13 protein-coding genes are annotated in these 17,609 nt (G+C 44.5%); 7 read left to right on the top strand and 6 right to left on the bottom strand.

The features are described from left to right. Positions 1-194: 194 nt before the first annotated feature. Complete coding sequence (locus QQL36_RS15010; protein WP_321570147.1) at positions 195-2,435, bottom strand: DUF5703 domain-containing protein; 2,241 nt, start codon at positions 2,433-2,435, stop codon at positions 195-197. Positions 2,436-2,783: 348 nt separating this feature from the next. Between QQL36_RS15010 and QQL36_RS15005 the strand changes: the two genes are divergently transcribed. Both QQL36_RS15005 and QQL36_RS15000 read left to right on the top strand, forming a co-directional pair. After that, complete coding sequence (locus QQL36_RS15005) at positions 2,784-3,215, top strand: Rrf2 family transcriptional regulator (RefSeq protein WP_321570146.1); 432 nt, start codon at positions 2,784-2,786, stop codon at positions 3,213-3,215. A gap of 41 nt (positions 3,216-3,256) precedes the next feature. Continuing rightward, positions 3,257-3,619, top strand: coding sequence for a group III truncated hemoglobin (locus QQL36_RS15000; RefSeq protein ID WP_083720505.1), 363 nt, complete (start codon positions 3,257-3,259; stop codon positions 3,617-3,619). 233 nt (positions 3,620-3,852) lie between these two features. Here the strand turns inward: QQL36_RS15000 and QQL36_RS14995 are convergent, their stop codons facing one another. Beyond that, positions 3,853-4,614: a class I SAM-dependent methyltransferase gene (locus tag QQL36_RS14995; protein ID WP_321570145.1), complete on the bottom strand. Its 762-nt coding sequence runs from the start codon at positions 4,612-4,614 to the stop codon at positions 3,853-3,855. Continuing rightward, the gene (locus QQL36_RS14990; protein WP_083720509.1) at positions 4,602-5,558 is read right to left on the bottom strand and encodes an ABC transporter ATP-binding protein; all 957 of its coding nucleotides are present in this window, start codon (positions 5,556-5,558) and stop codon (positions 4,602-4,604) included. Before QQL36_RS14990 ends, QQL36_RS14995 begins: the two co-directional genes overlap by 13 nt. Positions 5,559-5,657: 99 nt before the next feature. Here QQL36_RS14990 and QQL36_RS14985 point away from each other — a divergent pair, with 99 nt between their 5' ends. Both QQL36_RS14985 and QQL36_RS14980 read left to right on the top strand, forming a co-directional pair. After that, complete coding sequence (locus tag QQL36_RS14985; RefSeq protein ID WP_321570144.1) at positions 5,658-6,605, top strand: aldo/keto reductase; 948 nt, start codon at positions 5,658-5,660, stop codon at positions 6,603-6,605. Positions 6,606-6,798: 193 nt separating this feature from the next. Next, positions 6,799-7,500, top strand: a complete 702-nt coding sequence (locus QQL36_RS14980; protein WP_321570143.1) for a DUF1361 domain-containing protein — start codon at positions 6,799-6,801, stop codon at positions 7,498-7,500. Here QQL36_RS14980 and QQL36_RS14975 read toward each other — a convergent pair. Further along, positions 7,489-8,898, bottom strand: coding sequence for a sugar MFS transporter (locus QQL36_RS14975; protein WP_321570142.1), 1,410 nt, complete (start codon positions 8,896-8,898; stop codon positions 7,489-7,491). The two genes, QQL36_RS14980 and QQL36_RS14975, sit on opposite strands and share 12 nt — an antisense overlap. A gap of 185 nt (positions 8,899-9,083) precedes the next feature. Between QQL36_RS14975 and QQL36_RS14970 the strand changes: the two genes are divergently transcribed. After that, positions 9,084-9,797, top strand: a complete 714-nt coding sequence (locus QQL36_RS14970; RefSeq protein ID WP_321570141.1) for an NUDIX hydrolase — start codon at positions 9,084-9,086, stop codon at positions 9,795-9,797. 303 nt (positions 9,798-10,100) lie between these two features. After that, on the top strand, positions 10,101-11,471 hold the full coding sequence (gene malQ, locus QQL36_RS14965) for a 4-alpha-glucanotransferase (protein ID WP_321570140.1): 1,371 nt from the start codon (positions 10,101-10,103) through the stop codon (positions 11,469-11,471). Between the two features lie 131 nt (positions 11,472-11,602). On the opposite strand, the gene QQL36_RS14960 is transcribed toward malQ, so the two are convergent. Then, a complete protein-coding gene (locus tag QQL36_RS14960; protein ID WP_083720521.1) occupies positions 11,603-13,069 on the bottom strand; it encodes an RICIN domain-containing protein in 1,467 nt (488 codons plus the stop codon). Between the two features lie 304 nt (positions 13,070-13,373). On the opposite strand from QQL36_RS14960, the gene QQL36_RS14955 reads away from it, so the two are divergent. After that, entirely contained in the window at positions 13,374-13,706 is a 333-nt protein-coding gene (locus tag QQL36_RS14955) for an MGMT family protein (protein ID WP_083720523.1), read from the top strand. Between the two features lie 453 nt (positions 13,707-14,159). Here QQL36_RS14955 and QQL36_RS14950 read toward each other — a convergent pair whose 3' ends face one another. Continuing rightward, on the bottom strand, positions 14,160-17,540 hold the full coding sequence (locus QQL36_RS14950) for a gliding motility-associated C-terminal domain-containing protein (RefSeq protein ID WP_321570139.1): 3,381 nt from the start codon (positions 17,538-17,540) through the stop codon (positions 14,160-14,162). Between the last annotated feature and the right edge of the window lie 69 nt (positions 17,541-17,609).

Below are 17,609 nucleotides of genomic sequence, written 5' to 3'. Positions count from 1 at the left end.
AATCATATGCCACCCCAGTTTGGATAGACCAGGTCCTTATCGCCAGGAACACCCTCAGAGATCAATCACCACCCCATTCCGGGTAAATAACATCTTTATCTCTTGCCAACGGAGTTACTTTCACAGATCAATCACAACCCCCTGTCCGGGTAAACAACATGCTTCTCCCTTGCCGCCGCAGTTACCTTCACAGATCAATCATACCCCCTGCCTGGATAAATAACATCTTTCTCCCTTTCCTTCGGGGTTACTTTCAATGACACGACCTTCCCCCCTTTCACCACTGCCTCCACAGTCGTTTGATAAGGCGCATGCAATTTGAAAGATACATCCCACTCTCCCGGCCATGCGGGTAATAAATAAATCTTCCTGTCATCCGTTTGTAGCAGCATTTCCTGCACCCCTATCATGGCAGATCCTCCCCAATTATGATCCGGTGTCCAGTCAAAACCCGGGCCCCAGAATGTAGGAAAACGATGTGGCCCATCTTTAAATTTCAATACACTTAATTTCGCTGCATCTGCTGTCATGCCCAATCTGGCAGCAAAGATGGAATACTGTTTCCACCCTGCGTAATCCCATTGCGCTACTGCCTGTGGATCGTATTTATAAGTATTAATAGCAGTATCCAATCCTGGTTTTCCAATGCCATAAATCCCCCAGGGAAATACAGGATAAAGTTGTGGCGTTTCCCTGTTCTGAATTCTTTCCCATTTCTCTGCTGGCAAAATAGTGGTATGACCTTCATATTCACCAAAAGGAATGGGTGGCAAATGTGCTAACATCGTATCCCATTTTGGATCAGGTGCAACCACTATCAATCTTTGTAAAATCGTCTGCATCGCTGCTATCACAGTAGTGGAATTATAAGTTAGCTTATACGTCTCAGCAGCAGAAGTAGGATAAAATATATAATGCCCCTGTGCATCGAATTTGTGATAATGTGCATCATAAAAAGACAAACAACTATCTATAAACGGCAGGTATTTTTGTAAGTTCACACCATCATATCGCTGCTCATCCAGCATCATCAGACAAAACTCAAACACCGTTTCCCATTCATACTCCAACCACTTATTATATTCTACACCAGGGTCAGTACCAGCCGGTCTTTTCGGGTGATACTCCGTTACATTCGGCAGACCAAAATTTTCTATCTGCTCTGTAAAGCATGCCCCGACATGGTTCCAATACACCCTGCTACGCAAAGATGCATTGTGCAACATGCGCATGTAAAAATCAAATTGTGCTTTTAACATTTCTCCATCTCCGTTTTTCAACATGGGGAAATAAACCAGTCGTTGATTTTGCGCGGTCATAGTACCACCACCCCATGCCCTGAAGTCAGGAGAAAAATGTTTACTGCTATCTACATAACAGGGATCAAATGTGAATAACCCGCCGTTGAATTTTGTAGGCCATTCACCAAATGCATTGCAGGCTAACTGATAACGGAATAATTCATAATTACGGTCTATTGTACGAACAGCAGCATCTTTACTATCAATATGAATATAGCTACGATTCCAGAATTGTTTCCACCATTTGATGCTGCGTCTCCGCCCTAAAGACGGCTCAATGGATATCTTTATCGATACATGGTTCGATAGAGATTTCGATACAGGTTTGGATTCCTTTATCAATGCCCACAGCCCCTCTTCCCAATCCTTCGATGTATTCGTCTGTGCTACATGCAGTCCGATCGTTATTTCCTGCGACTTGACCTGCTTAGATGTTCTCAATTCCCACCCACGATATTTTGTATCTGCATACTGGCCATCCGTATTTCCCCCTGCTATCATCCCTTTCCCCTGCATAATTCCTCCAAAAGTATTATGCCGGATAGGATTATATAACTGATCCTTCACCGCAGACATTCCTTCCATCCTCACTGTATAATCAAAAATATCCTCCTTATCATCCCTGTTGCGATGATAAAACTGTACCCTATTTCCCACAAAAGAAACAGTATCCTTATAAGTCGTAATCGGAAAAGCTTGTAATTCTTTATATGAATTCGCCCTGCACTCTACCGCATCTGTAATAACATGATCCTCATATCTCCATGATTCATAAACAGCACTCATCCGCACTGCTGTTTTACTTTCCATACTCACATGCACAACCGGATGAAATACATCTACCCACAATACTATGCGTACCCCACCTCCACTTACAATCACACTCCCATCCTCCAAGTGCAACTCCTGCCTGAAATCCCCCTTGTCAAATGGCCTGCCTTCTATGCGTACTCTTACCCTCCCCAACTTGAGCATTGCATTATTCTCATCAAATGTACCGCTGCGCGATAAATAAAATAGGAGATCCCCCTTTTCTACCCACACATTCAACCCAATATCTCCACCTCCACAAGGCATAGATTCTCCTGCATGCCGGCTTTGGGTATTCCATACCAGCTGCGCATTCGTTTTCAAACAAAAAATCAATAAACAGGATAACAAAAGTCGATATAACATGGAATTGGTTGTAAATGCTACACTTAAAAATACAGCATACGCTTTCAAAAATAAAATCTCCCTTTTATATTGTTATTGTCTGCCCTCAATTTGTCCATCCATCCAATTTAGCCCCCTTCTAATAAAATAGTAGTGTATCAATTTCAATTTTCTTTAAAAAATCACCCGAATCTTCCACGCAGTTGTCGTAGGCAACTGCGTGGAAGATTCGGAATGGGCCTGCGGCCGGCTTGACTAAATTCAAAATGACACACTACCAATAAAATACTTTTTTATCTTTTATTAATTCCACCCTATCTTTGCCATATGTTCTCAAAAACCTGCGAATACGGCATCAGGGCAATGATCTATATTGCACAGCAATCCAAAAATAACGTCAAAGTCGGCGTTAAGGACATTGCTGCAGGTATCGACTCCCCTGAATACTTCATCGCCAAAATCCTGCAGGAACTTACAAGGAAAGGCTTACTCCTCTCCTTCAAAGGCCCCACCGGCGGCTTTTACCTGGATGACAAAGCCCTCCAATGCTCTATCGCCAACATCGTCAAAGCCATTGACGGCGACAAGATCTTCTCCGGCTGCGGACTCGGCCTGGATTATTGCTCAGAAAGCAAACCCTGTCCCATCCACCACGAGTTCAAGAGAATCAGAGAAGATATGGCTAATATTTTGAACAACACCAGACTGGACGAGTTTCACGAAAAACTCACTAAAGACATTGGGTTCCTGAAACGCTGACATTTTTTTTATACTAATAAAAGACAAAAAGGTATTAAATTATGCTGACCGATATTACAACTGAAGAAGACATACAACTCATGGTGCATACCTTCTATGCCCGGGTAAGAGAGGACAACACCATAGGTCCCATCTTCAACGCCCGCATCAAAGACTGGGATACCCACCTGCAGAAACTATGTAACTTCTGGAGTACACTCCTCCTCTGTACCAGAAAGTACGAGGGCGATCCAATGAGTGTACACCGCGGAATGGCTATCGACACTGTGCATTTCAACACCTGGCTCTCCATCTTTCAGCAAACCATAGATGAACTGTTCGCCGGCGAAACCGCACAGGCAGCTAAAAACAGGGCACAAAAAATATCGGCCGTCATGCAACATGTAGTGACCCGCCCGGCATAGGAGATCATGGTTTCGCAAAACTCCGCTGGTTAAGAGTACCAGGCGATATATTGCTGGCAGTGGGTGAATTCCTGCTGGTGATTTTTGTAATTGGATTAAAGACCGGGTGGTCTTTAAAAGAAGAGCGTTAAAAAGATGTAATGCCTGCTGCGGGTTCTCCTGCGGCAGGCGCTATTGTTTTCTGAGAATTAGTGAATTCCCCCATTTATGCATATTTTATTGCGGATGTACAGCTATTTATTGATGTACAACTTCGTATCATAAGTAATCGTCACTTCACCATCCCGCTGATTCACCTCAAACAACTCTGTCAGCGCTTCCATCATCTCCTCATAATTTTTCTGCCCTGGTTGCGGCATATAAGAAGAACTTAACACCTGCCCTTTCAATCCCTCAAAGTCCAGCTGCTGGCTATGCCTGAAGTAGTATACATCCATCGTGGCAGGTGCAAAAAACGCCGTCAGCTCCGGCTCATGTGCCTTCCGGATCTCATGATAATCCGTTCCATACTTCGCCTTAATATCTTCATACCCTTTGTCAAACGGAGAATCCAGCGTACGCAAATTCCACAGCAACGCTATATGCCCATCAGGTAATAAGATACGATCAAACTCTTTCCGCGCCAACACAGGATCTATCCAGTGAAAAGCCTGCGCCACTGTAATCAGTTGTACTGACTGATCTGGTAACCCAGTCGCCTCCCCTGAACCAGTGAGAGAAGAAAAATTGGGATAGTCATTCAACTGTGCTTCTGCCGCCTCACGCATCTTTGCATTCGGCTCTATCGCATACACCGTCCAACCTTTTTTTAATAATAATTCCGTCAGAATACCTGTACCGGAACCAATATCTGCCACTGTTGCATCACTGGTAAGCCCACCTTTTGCCTGCAAAAAATCAAGTAACGAATCCGGATAGGTAGGACGGTATTTTTTGTAGTTGTCTACCCTGTCAGAAAATCTTTCTTTGGAGTTAAACTTGTCTAAAGACGCCATATACTATCAGGTTTAATAGTGAGATATACAGTGCTCCCCTTTTTAGTCAGTACATCAGTAGGTGTTCTGACCAACAGGGAACCTCCCGGAACCTTTACACGCACCTCATACGCACTCCCCATATAATCTACTGCTTCTACAATGCCTTTGATCCCGGATTTATATGCAAACTGCAAATTCTCGGGGCGAATAAATGCTTGCTCTTCGCCTGTCAGCTCCAACACCTTCGCATCAACCAGATTATAAGGACCAAACAACGCTGCCGTATATTCATCCACAGGATGATTGTATACATCAATCGGCGTGCCTTTCTGCACAATCAAACCATCTTTCACCACCAGTATTTCATCTGCCCATGACAGTGTATCCTGTGGATCATGTGATACAAGCAGACAGGTCAGGTCCAGCTTTTCTCCGATTTCCCTGATCACCGTTTTCAGGATCTCTTTATGTGAATAATCCAGGTTGGAGAAAGGCTCATCCAACAGGAATAATGTAGGATTACCAATTAACAACCGGGCCATAGCCACTCGTTGTTTTTCCCCACCTGAGAGCTGATCGGTTCTTCTCTTCATCAGGTGATTGATCCTGCATATGCTATAGAGTTCGTCTGCTTCGTCATCCGTCATCTTATTGGCATATTCCAGCACCTGCTCTACCCTGTAGTTCAATCTCAGTTCATAATGCTGACTCAGGTAAGCAATACCAGGTTCGCCGGGAAGCAATCTTTCGTGTGGGCCTTTTACCCGCGTACCTTCAAATCGTACTTCACCTTCATCTGTCTGCATCAATCCGGCTACAATCTTCAGTAAGGTACTTTTTCCGGAACCGGAGGCCCCTACAATAGCAATCTGCTGGTGCTTCTCCTGCGAAAAATTAATACCCTTTAATACCCATTCGCCATTCTCCTGTTTACGGATCCCTGTTGCTGTTAAAAAACTCATAATAAACAAAAGTAAAAGAAATATACAATTAATTGCCCCCATTTTACAAACCCTGCGGTCGCTATTAGGGGTATTTTTATCCTCTCAAATTGATGACAGATGAAAAAGATAACTATTGGGAAAACAGATTTACAGATAGCTCCAATCAACTTTGGTGGTAACGTATTTGGCTGGACTTTAGACGAAAAACAATCATTTGAAATATTAGATGCTTTTGTCAATGCCGGCTTTAATTTCATTGATACTGCGAATACTTATTCCTGGTGGGTAGAAGGCAATAAAGGTGGTGAATCAGAAGCCATCATTGGTAAATGGATGAAGGCGCGCAACAACCGCGATAAGGTTGTCATCGCTACCAAAGTAGGTTCTCAGAACAAAGAACATAAAGAAGATGTGAGCAGGGCACACATCCTGAAATCAGTTGATGAGTCATTGCAACGTTTACAAACAGATCATATTGATTTGTACTATACACACTTTGATGATAATGTGACTCCTTTAGAAGAGACATTGTCTGCCTACGATGAAATTATCAAAGCTGGTAAAGTAAAATACATTGCGGCTTCCAACCTGACACCGGAGCGCCTGACAGCGTCCCTGAAACTGGCAGAAGAAAAGGGTTTACCCCGTTACCAGGCTTTACAGCCACATTACAACCTGGTAGAGCGTGCAAATTTTGAAACAAAATACCAACCTATTGCACAGCAGTATGGTTTGAGTGTAATGCCTTACTGGTCACTGGCAGCAGGTTTCCTGACAGGTAAATACCGTTCTGAGGACGATTTTAAGAAAAGTGTGCGTGGTGAAGGAGTGAGGAAATACCTGGATGCAAAAGGTATTGGGGTATTACATGCACTGGACAAAGTAGCGGCTAAACATAATTCTAAACCTGCAACTGTTGCACTGGCATGGTTGCTGGCGCAACCAACCATTGCAGCTCCGATCGTGAGTGCTACAAGCCAACATCAGCTGGAAACACTGGTGGCGGCACCGGCTTTACAGCTGGATGCGGAAGATCTGGGATTGCTGGATAATGCCAGTAAATAATTGCTACCTGCTTAGGAGGTTGGCTGCGGTCAACGAATGCCAGCAAACACCTTACTAAACTTATGGTAGAGCGACCCGGTCAGGTAGTGTACCTATCCTTCAAAGAATCCGCTCCCATCCCGCATCCCTGCTATGCCTATGTACTATCACTGCAGCCAAAAACAGTAAATTGAGCATGAATAACCTGACCATTATGTTAAAAAGAATCTCCCCACTCGAAAAAATGCTGGGTATTGCCATTGCTTTTACGATGGCACTCCTCGTAGCACGCGTTCTCCGCTATCATGAATATTTCTATTTATTCTATATCTGGAACACATTTTTGGGTGTATTACCCCTGATATTCAGTCGAAAATTGGCCAGATTGTCCGGTATCAATCTCCGTACTGTCGGTGTGCTGGCTTGCTGGCTGGTATTTTTCCCCAATGCACCGTACATGATCACGGATCTCTTTCACTTTCAGGAAAGACCGCCTGTTCCACAGTGGTTCGATCTCCTCATCGTCTCTTCAGCAGCCTGGAACGGCTTGTTGCTGGGAATCATTTCTCTAATGCAGGTAGAACATTTTTTGTCTCTTCATGTGAAAGGGCTGTGGGTAAAAGTGATCGTGGTTGTGAGCTTCATTCTATGTGGATATGGAGTGTATATTGGCAGGTTTTTGCGGTTCAACAGCTGGGATGCTGTGACCAATCCGGAAGCATTGTTATTCACCATAGCGGGTCATTTGTTCAACCCATATGATCATATGGGTGCATGGGCATTCAGTATAGGTTTTGGGGGTATGTTCGGGATTATTTATTACACTTTGCAACAACTGCATCATCATAAAAAAAGCGCCCCTCAAAACGAGGGACGCTTATCTATATCCTGCAGTCAGTCTACCTTAGTGTCCTGACTTCACTGATGTCATTTCCAGATTCTTAAACCGCTTCATACAATACACACCAAAACTCAGCACTACTCCATAACAAACAAGCGGCACTACCAATGCATATTGTACCCCAATCGCATCTGCCAGTGCACCCTGTATCACAGGCATAATCGCACCACCCAGAATAGCCATCACTAACAGAGATGAACCCTGACTGGTATAAGTACCCAGCTTGGCAATCGCCAGTGTGTAAATATTGGAGAACATGATGGAGTTGAAGATACCGATACCTACAATGCTGAACATCGCAATCTCTCCCTTGTTAATGATGGCAGATGCCAGCAGGAACATATTGACCAGAGAGAAAATAACCAATGTACGGGCAGGAGCAGAACGGCCCACCAGGAATCCTACAAAGTTGAGTGCAATAAAGATGAGGAAGAACGCGATCTGGTCAAATGGCATACCTACCAACAGGTAAATCACCACAAATACCGCCAGTGCTGTTACCAGCATATACGCTGCTTTCCTTGCCTGGCTCATGGTATGGCTCAGGGAAATAGCACCTACGAAACGGCCTATCATTGCACCACCCCAATACAAAGCCAGGTATTTCTTCGCTTCAGTTTCCGGCAGACCAGCGATATCCTGCAGACCCAGGAAACTGATCATAAAACTACCCACGGCTACTTCACCACCTACATAACAGAAGATGGAAAGCACACCTCTTTTCAGCTGCGGAAACTGTAATACACCCAATCCTTTCGGTTGGTTTTCTTCATCTACTGCAAATGCAGGCAGTTTTACACGCCAGATCAGCAGCGCTACAAGCAAGAGGATACCTGCAAAGATCAGGTAAGGAATTCTCGTTGCTGCGGCACTGAAACCACCATTGGGATCCTTGAACAGTTCAAATATCAGGTGACCACCTAATATTGGCGCTATCGTAGTACCGAATGAGTTAAACGCCTGTGTGAGGTTCAACCGGCTGGAAGCACTATCTTCCGGCCCCAGCAGTGATACATAGGCATTCGCGGTAATCTGCAATACAGTGAAGCCCAAACCAAGCACAAACAATGCGCTCAGGAACAGACCATATACACCATATGTAGCAGCTGGCAGGAATAATACGCAGCCCAGCGCTGACAGGATAATACCAAAGATTATCCCCTTCTTGTACCCCACTTTATTTACAGGGTCCCCGTTGTAATAGGAAATAATGAAATAGATCAGCGAACCGATAAAATATGCGCCAAAGAACGCAAACTGAACCAGCATCGATTTAAAGAATGTGAGCTGGAACAACTCTTTCAGGTAAGGGATCAAAATATCGTTCATACACGTGATAAATCCCCACATAAAAAACAATAACGTGATCGTGATCAGTGGAATTGCATTGTTTCCTTTCTTATAATTGTTCATAACCCGGACTTACGTTTCATTGTTAAAGTTGGCAAAACACAAACATACACCTATCTGAATCATTTTTTGTCAAAAAAAGGGCAAAAACTTTCAAAATCATATAAGTTTCCTTGCCATGGAAACGAGAATCAGGCATTTCCCCGGGTAAGATCATCACTAATGTTAAATCTATTTATCTTTGTCATATGCGGAATACTGAGATTGAAAAAGCCAGCGAGGCGTTATGGAAAAATGCCCTACCTCACCTATCTGTCGACTGCGTGGTTTTTGGCTATCACCAGGGCAGTTTCAATGTACTGTTGGCAAAAATGAAAGGAGATAACAGCTGGATCCTCCCCGGCGGTTATATTCAAAAAACGGAATCGATTGATGATGCAGCGAAGCGGATCCTCTTCGAACGAAGTGGTGCAGAGAAGGTGTTTCTGGAAGTATTTGGGGTATTCGGAGAACCTAACCGCTCCGAAGATTATTTTGCAGCGTACGATGATAACCTGTGGCATAAGATGCGTTTTATTACCATTGGTTATTATGCGGTAATAGACCAGTCACAGGTCACACCAGTTCCTGATATGTTTAGTGATGCCTGCGAATGGATGCCGGTTTACGAATTGCCCGAAATGGTCATGGACCATCGCCAGATCATCGATAAGGCCCTTGAGAAACTGCGGGATCAGCTGTATCACAAACCGATTGGGTACAACCTGCTGCCTGAGATCTTTACCTTGCCACAACTGCAAGCCATGTATGAGAAGATTATGAATCAGAAGTTTAACAGGGGGAATTTTTACAGGAAGATTATGAAGGAGAATATCCTGATTAAACAAGGGGAGGCAAAGACAGGGGGGGCGCACAAGGCGCCACATCTGTATAAGTTTGATCCGTCGATTTATACTAAATAAAAATAGGGTTCACGTGCTCAGGGAGATGACAGGCTTTTGATTAGCCATGTCACGGAGATGCACATGCCTTTAATCACGATCTGATTGCAGTTCCTACACGTCAAATAAGTGGATTCGTACCAATAATTTAATTTCCTCATTCCACAGATTCACCAAAACAGGTTACTTCAAATCAAGAATAATTTAATTTCCTCATCATAGATATCCGCGGATAGGTAGATGTATGCCTACTCCTTTTAATACAAATACACGTAGTAATATCTCCATAACCGGACTGGCACAGAAGTAGCTGTACATTTGCATATGACAACTATTTCACAACGTAGTGCCGGTATACTTCTACATATTACTTCTCTACCCGGGCCTTTTGGCGCCGGCGATTTAGGCCCATCCGCTTATCACTTTGCAGATCAGCTACACCTGGCCAGGCAACGTTATTGGCAGGTACTGCCTGTCAATCCTTTGCATCCGGAACATTTGTCTCCCTACAGCCCAATCAGCAGTATGGCAGGCGAACCATTACTGATAAGCCCGGAATTGCTAGCCAAAGAAGGTTTACTCACCCCTGCCCAACTCAGCAAGTGTCACTTGTCTGTTTCGGACCAGGTTGATTTTGCAAAAGCTATTCCTGTCAAAGGAGCGTTACTGGAAATCGCTTACCTGAATTTCGTACAGACACAAGATCAATCGGCCTTCGAAAATTATTGCAGGGAACAGGCACATTGGCTCGATGAGTTTACAGATATTCAACGTGAGAAATGGTATCAATTTAAATTTGACCAGCAATGGGTAGCGCTCAAATCCTATTGCAATGACAAAGGAATTCTACTCTTTGGGGACCTTCCCTTTTATATGCATGGAGATGCCTGCGATGTAAAAGCCCATCCTGCGTACTTTAATCTCAATGGTGTAGGTGGGGTGCCACCGGATTATTTTAGTGAGACAGGGCAATGCTGGAATGTACCTGTGTACGACTGGGATGCGCTCAAAGCAGATAATTACAGTTGGTGGATACGTAGAATAAAACGCAATCTGGAAAGATTTGATATTATTCGTCTTGATCACTTCCGTGCCTTTTCTGCTTATTGGGAAATTCCTGCTGGTGAACCCACGGCTGTGAATGGGCAATGGAAACCGGGTCCGGGAGCGGATTTGTTTGAAAAATTTAAAGCACTGTTTCCTACCATGCCTTTTATTGCAGAAGATTTGGGTACTATCGATGCACCTGTGAGGGCCTTGCAGGAACAATTCAATTTGAAAGGTATGCGGGTGTTGCAGTTTGGTTTTGGGAAGGATATGCCGGAAAGTGATCATGCACCGCATCATTTTATTTCGAATGTGGTGGCAGTAACGGGTACGCATGATAATAATACTTCCCGTGGATGGTATGAGGAAGATGCGGATCGCAAAACAAGATTAAACTTCCGGGAATATACAGGGTTGAAAATAGCGCCTAAAAAAGTGGCGCGTATTTTATCAAGGATGGCTTATTCTTCTATAGCAGATATTGTGATTTTGCCTATGCAGGATGTGTTGGAGCTGTCTGGTGATGCGAGGATGAATCATCCTTCGGGGAGTAATAAAAACTGGAAATGGAGGATGATGCCGGGGCAGTTTAAAAAGAAGAAAATAAAGCGATTGAAGAAATGGGTGAAGGTCTATGGCCGGAGATAACTATGACGGTTTCTGGGAGGTACGAGTGATTAAAATACACTGCAATTTTTCGGGAAACTACTTTTCTGAAAACACAAGAGGCACGTAAAACTTACATCTTACGCACCTCTTGTTATTATTTAATGACCACCTTATAACGCCGTTATCTGCCACTGCTGATTCGCTCCGCTATTCCAGTTCCACTGTATAATACCCGCGCCATTCGTCGTAGACGCCGCATTTACATCCACTGCAAACCCACTATTCCTATTTAGTATTTTATAATACCCAAACCCAATATCAATTACCTGCCACTGCTGGTTCGTACCACCTGAATAATCATACTGAATAATTCCTGTACCCGCAGTCGTAGAAGCGCCATTTACATCCAGCGCCTTTGCACTATTCTTATTGATGATAGACTGATAATTACTACCCAGTGCATTGAATGTCCACTGCTGATTCGCACCACCCCAATAATCCCACTGGTCAATAGCAGCGCTATTAGCAGTAGATTGATTGTATACTTCCAATGCTTTACTACTATTCTTGTTAATAACTTTGTAATAAGTACCGGAAGTAAATGATGCATACGGAGGAGTAATGGTTCCTGTACCCCATGCGTATTTCAGGCGGGTCAGACCAGAAGTATTGTTAGTCGTCAATGCAGAACCCGTGGAAGTAAACATGCTGTAAGTATCCCCTGTTCTTAATCCTGGCCAGTATACACAACCTACACCCAGGTCATGAAGTGAATTGGTCATACCTTGCAGGTAAGTGTTGTTTACATTGGAACCCGGCGCTCCGGTGTAATTCGTACCATCTGTCATGACCGTACCAAATTCAGTAACGATCGTTCTTGTTGGATAAGACAATGATTTCACCGGTTGTTCCCAATCAGCAGTGGTAGTTTTGCTGGATTCAAACCAGGTGTAGTCGTGAAAAGAGAGCAAACAACTGTCAAAGCGGGTATCTGCGCCAATGGTATTCACATCGGAAGAATACCCTACCCCATCCAATACAAACCTGTTTTTAGGTACGCCAGGGTACCTGGTTACAAATGTATTGTAGAGCGTCTTCAAATCACTCGCACTATACCCATGCGGTTCATTGAAGCACTCAAAATACACCAGTGTGTTAGATCTGTAATTAGCGACAATCGTGTCCCACATTTGCCAAAATGTGGTGGTGTTGTCAATCAGGCCATCACGGGAGGAAGATCCTTCCCAATAGCCTAATAGAACTTTCATGTTTTTGGAGGTCGCTTTGTCGATAGCGCCTTTGTAAGTAGACCAGAAAGAACTCACTACTGTAGAAGGATTGACCGGTAGCCGCACGGTGTTCGCGCCGGCGGAAACAAAGCCGTTGAGAATGTAATCGGCCTTTGTTTGCATACTGGCGTAGGTATCAGTAGAGACAGTGCCGGAAAGGATCAGTGCATCATCTGCAAAGTTGTCCCTGCTATCCGCCCAGTTGACGCCTTTGAAATCACTGGAGGCAACGGCTACAGCTACTACAGCAGTGGAGTTGTTCAATTTGAGTGACGACAGATCTGCCTGCTCTTTATTGCAGGCGAAGGCAAGCATAGCGCTTGCAATAAGGGTTAATTTGGTTTTCATAAACGTGAGAATTAATTGTATAATTTACAATTAAAAAATTGTTTTGAAAAATCATTTTATTAATGGTAACCCGGATGAATTATTAATGCTTTCTATTTGTAGAGGTATATGGGTAACTATTTCTTATCTATTTGAGAAATTATTTTTTATCTATTTGAGAAATCAAAATCAGCAACATTATTCTTTTTGAATGACTAAATGAATTTGCTTTTGAACCGGTGGGTAAATTATCTTAGGTTGCTGATTAAGAATTTTTACAATCCCTAAGCTGGGTGAATTACCCCAGGTTTCCTACATTTGAAAAATGCAAAACGATCCGGACTTCAACAAACTCGTCTTCGACATCGCCCGCGCCATTCCCAAAGGCCGTGTTACCTCTTATGGCGCCATCGCCAAAGCCCTTGGTAAAGGCAACCTTTCCCGCATGGTAGGACGTGCAATGGGACTTGTAAATGAAGAAAAAAAGCCTGTGCCTTTTCAGAGAGTGGTCAATAGCCAGGGATATCTGACCGGTGACCCAAGGCATGTTGCTGTTCGCCGAAAACTTTTGGAAAAAGAAGGCGTGGAAATAAAGAATGATAAAGTGGTGAATTTTAGAAACATCTTCTGGGATCCTTCTGAAGAAATTGACTTGTAGAGCCGATAGTAACAGGTCGCTAAAGAAATCGACTTTTAACAACCAGGGGAAGAAACAGACTTTAATTCTCCAATAATTATGATCTTTTACCCTTTACCCCCGACTTTTAAACAAACCAATTACGCCTTTTAAACAAACCAACCCCTACCCTATAGCGAACTTCTTATTCATTACGGCACTCAGGAGAAAGTGTATACCAGCGGTGATACAGTCCTCATTCCCCGCAATCACCTGTGCAGACTAACCAAGTACCCTGTGGATGAAAAGCCGTTCAAATCCATCTCTGATTTGTCACATTTTTCTTTTGCTTTTAAAAAGCAATATGGGTATAATCCAACAACTTCTAAATAGTCAAAGAGCGCTTTTACCTTTGGTAAAAACGCTCTTTAGCTATCCATGGCCTGCGGCCGGCTTATTAATGTCAGCTTATTAAAAATACCAATATCTTAAATATTACCTCGTTAACACCACACTACCTGATTGCTCTATATGCTTCCCCTCCGATGTTACCGCACTAATCATATACACATACGCTCCTAACGCCGCCTGCTGCCCCTTCTGCATACCAGCCCATCCGGTATTTACATCATGCGATTCAAACACCAACTGTCCTACTCTATTATACACCCTCATCACAAACACCACCGGCAAATCGGAAGTCTTCGCCCTAAACACATCATTCTTCCCATCCCCATTCGGCGAAAACGCCGTAGGCAGCATATAATATATCTTACAATCAGGACTCTGATTCAAATGTACTTCTGCCGTACCCACACAACCACCGGCATCCGTACCCGTTACTGTATAAGTTGCATCTCCCCTGAAAGTAGCGAGAATACCAGCACCGGTAACAGCAGATAAATTCGTGGCCGGACTCCACTCATACGTCGATGCACCACTTGCTCTTAATGTCACCGTATCATTGATGCAATACATCCCCGCGGATGGTGTCACCTGAATTTCCGGTGCCACTCCTACCGATACCACTTTTTCTACCTTCGTTTCACACTGACCATCATACGCCATCAATAAAACTGTATACGCTCCCGGATCATGCCACAACACCTGATATGGCCCCGGATCATCTCCACTTACACTCACTGCATTATAAAAATTCCAGGTATAAAAAGCTGTCTTCGACTCCGCAGGTACCAGTGTCACTGTCATCGGTGTACCTGCACAACCACCGCTCGTCGTAAAATCAGCGATCGGACTTTGCTTCACTGTCACCGTCATTGGTGCCCGCGCACTTTCACATCCATCCGTCTGACTCACATAATACGTTGTCGAACCAGTTACCAGTGTTGAAGGTATGGGTGCTGTTGAAGAACCCGTACCACCGGTAGCAGCCGTATACCACAGTAAGTTAGTACCTTCTGCTGTAAGCGATGTTGCTGATGAATACTGACATAGAGTCAATGGCGTTACTACTGGTGATGTAGACGTAGTTACTGTCACTGTCAGTGCAGCACGATCACTTTCACAACCTGTAGTCTGCGATACATAATAGGTAGTAGACCCTACTGATAATGTAACTGGTATCGGTGCTGTTGAAGACCCCGTACCACCTGTAGCAACTGTATACCATTTCAAATTTGTACCCGTTGCTGTCAGTTGCGGCACTGACTGGTTCAGACAATAATCCAGGTCACTCACCACTGGTGGTTGTGCCTGTGCCAGAATGGTTACTGACAGTTCTGATCGTTCACTCTCACAACCACCCGCATCCTGCTGTGTGACCCAATAGTAAGTCGTACCTAAAGTACCTGTATTCACCGCAGGTGCAACAGACGTACCTGTACCACCTGTAGCAGATGTGTACCACAATAAGTTTGTACCTGATGCTGTCAACGCTGGCGCTGCCACATTCTGACAATAAGTAAAGTCATTCACAATCGGTGGTGTCGCCTGACTACCTATGGTCACTGTCAGTGCAGAACGGCTACTTTCACATCCGGGATTCTGTGTCACATAATAGGTAGTGGTACCATTTACAGCTGTAGATGGAGTAGGTGCTGTTGCAGATCCTGTACCACCTGTTGATGTCGTATACCATAGCAGGTTACTACCAGTAGCTGTCAATGGTGCGGCTGTTGAACCGATACAATAGGTCACATCTGATACTGCTGGTCCCGCAGGAATTCCGTTTACAAGTACCTGCAACGGCGCACGATCACTTTCACAACCCACCGTCTGCGATACGTAATAATAAGATACACCGATCACTGTTGTAGCCGGAACTGGTGCGGTGCTGAGTGCCGTACCACCTGTTTCCGCTGTATACCATTTTAAATCCGTACCTGTCGCTGTCAGTGCCGATGCTGTTGCATACCTACAGTAAGCTACATCAGTTACCACCGGTGCCGCAGGTTGCGCTCTTACATAGGCTGTCACCATCGTACGGTCACTCTCACAAGCCCCGGCCGTGGTTTGTGTTACATAATAATACAAATATCCTGAAGCGGTTGTAACCGGTGTAGGTGCGGTTGAAGACCCCGTACCACCTGTTGCGGCAGTATACCATAGCAGGTTATCGCCCGTAGCTACAAGGGGCGTAGCATCCATATTCTGGCAAAAGTATTGCAGACTGGCCGTAGGCGCAGTGGAGATCGTCTTTGTAGATTCATAGATACCCATATCTACAGTATTCACTACACGTGGGTTACCACCATAATCCGTCGTGCTGCTACCCACAGCAGTCAGGATAGTTGCATCTATGACAGGTGAACAAGGCGCCACATGAAAATCATAATTCGATGCATCTACAAATTGTGGATCACTGTTGATATTGTTGGCAGGCAGACCCGCATCATCCACATAAATGTCACTGTCATGCCAGGTGATATTCGCATCACTAAAGTTGGAAGCTCCATACTTAGCACCGTTTCTCCACACGATGGCAAATTCTATGTAAGGTCCGCCAGTCGCTCCATTAGCGAGAGAGTTGTAGGCCAGGTTTTCACCATTTGCCCAAAACACGACATTGTCCATCCAGGGCCTGTGTGCAGTAGTGGTACCATCCAGTATATTGGCAATCACTGAACCTTGTCCGGAAGTAACCGTATTCCCAATGAAGATACTGTTGTCAGTATAATCATTTCCCCAGCAGGCACCCTCATAAGTAACAGAGATAGCCCCACCCGCTGTATTGGCGGTATTCCCTATGAATATACACTTTGACACCTTGGTAGCCAGATAAGGTTGGGCGCTACCCGAAGTAATGCCTAACACACCTAACCCTGCTCCATATATCGCATAGTTATTTGTAAACGTGCAATTTGCGACAATCGCCGCGACAATCGCCGCCACAGCCGATGCCGATGCATCTGCATACAGACTCACGCCCGCCCCTGTATTATATTGATTCGCCGTCAGGGCAGGAAAACCATAATCTCCCTGACCATCCCTGATCGTAACACCATCGACAGTAGCGTTGATGATACGCACTACATTGTACGAGTTGTCCGACGCGATACCGGACGTTCCAATATCCCCACTTAGAATGGTGACATTCGTCTTCCAGTTTCGCTGCGAGAGCAACACCTCGGTGCCGATAAACCCTCCATAGATCACCTGAGAAGGTTTCGGAGAAAAAGCAATCGTTCTATCCGTAGTAGCCGTGGGCAGGTAAGTACCCTGCGCCACCCAGAATGTATCTGCCTGATTTCCTGCGGCTATTGCTGCCGACAGGTCATTGTAGGCGGTCGCCCAACTTGTACCGGTACCGGGTGTAGGATTGTTTACGTTGACGTAAATGCGATTGAAAGAAAATGCCGATTGCACAGGAAACAATGCAATTATCACCCACGGGCACAGGCTTAGTAGTTTAGACATTTGTTATCTGATTAAGATTCAGGGTTGTGGTAATGCTTCTAAAAAGCTGGCGTTCCCCTCCAGACAAAA

The organism is Chitinophaga sp. LS1, assembly GCF_034274695.1.
Taxonomy (GTDB): domain Bacteria; phylum Bacteroidota; class Bacteroidia; order Chitinophagales; family Chitinophagaceae; genus Chitinophaga.
This window is presented reverse-complemented; position numbering and strand designations above follow the sequence as displayed.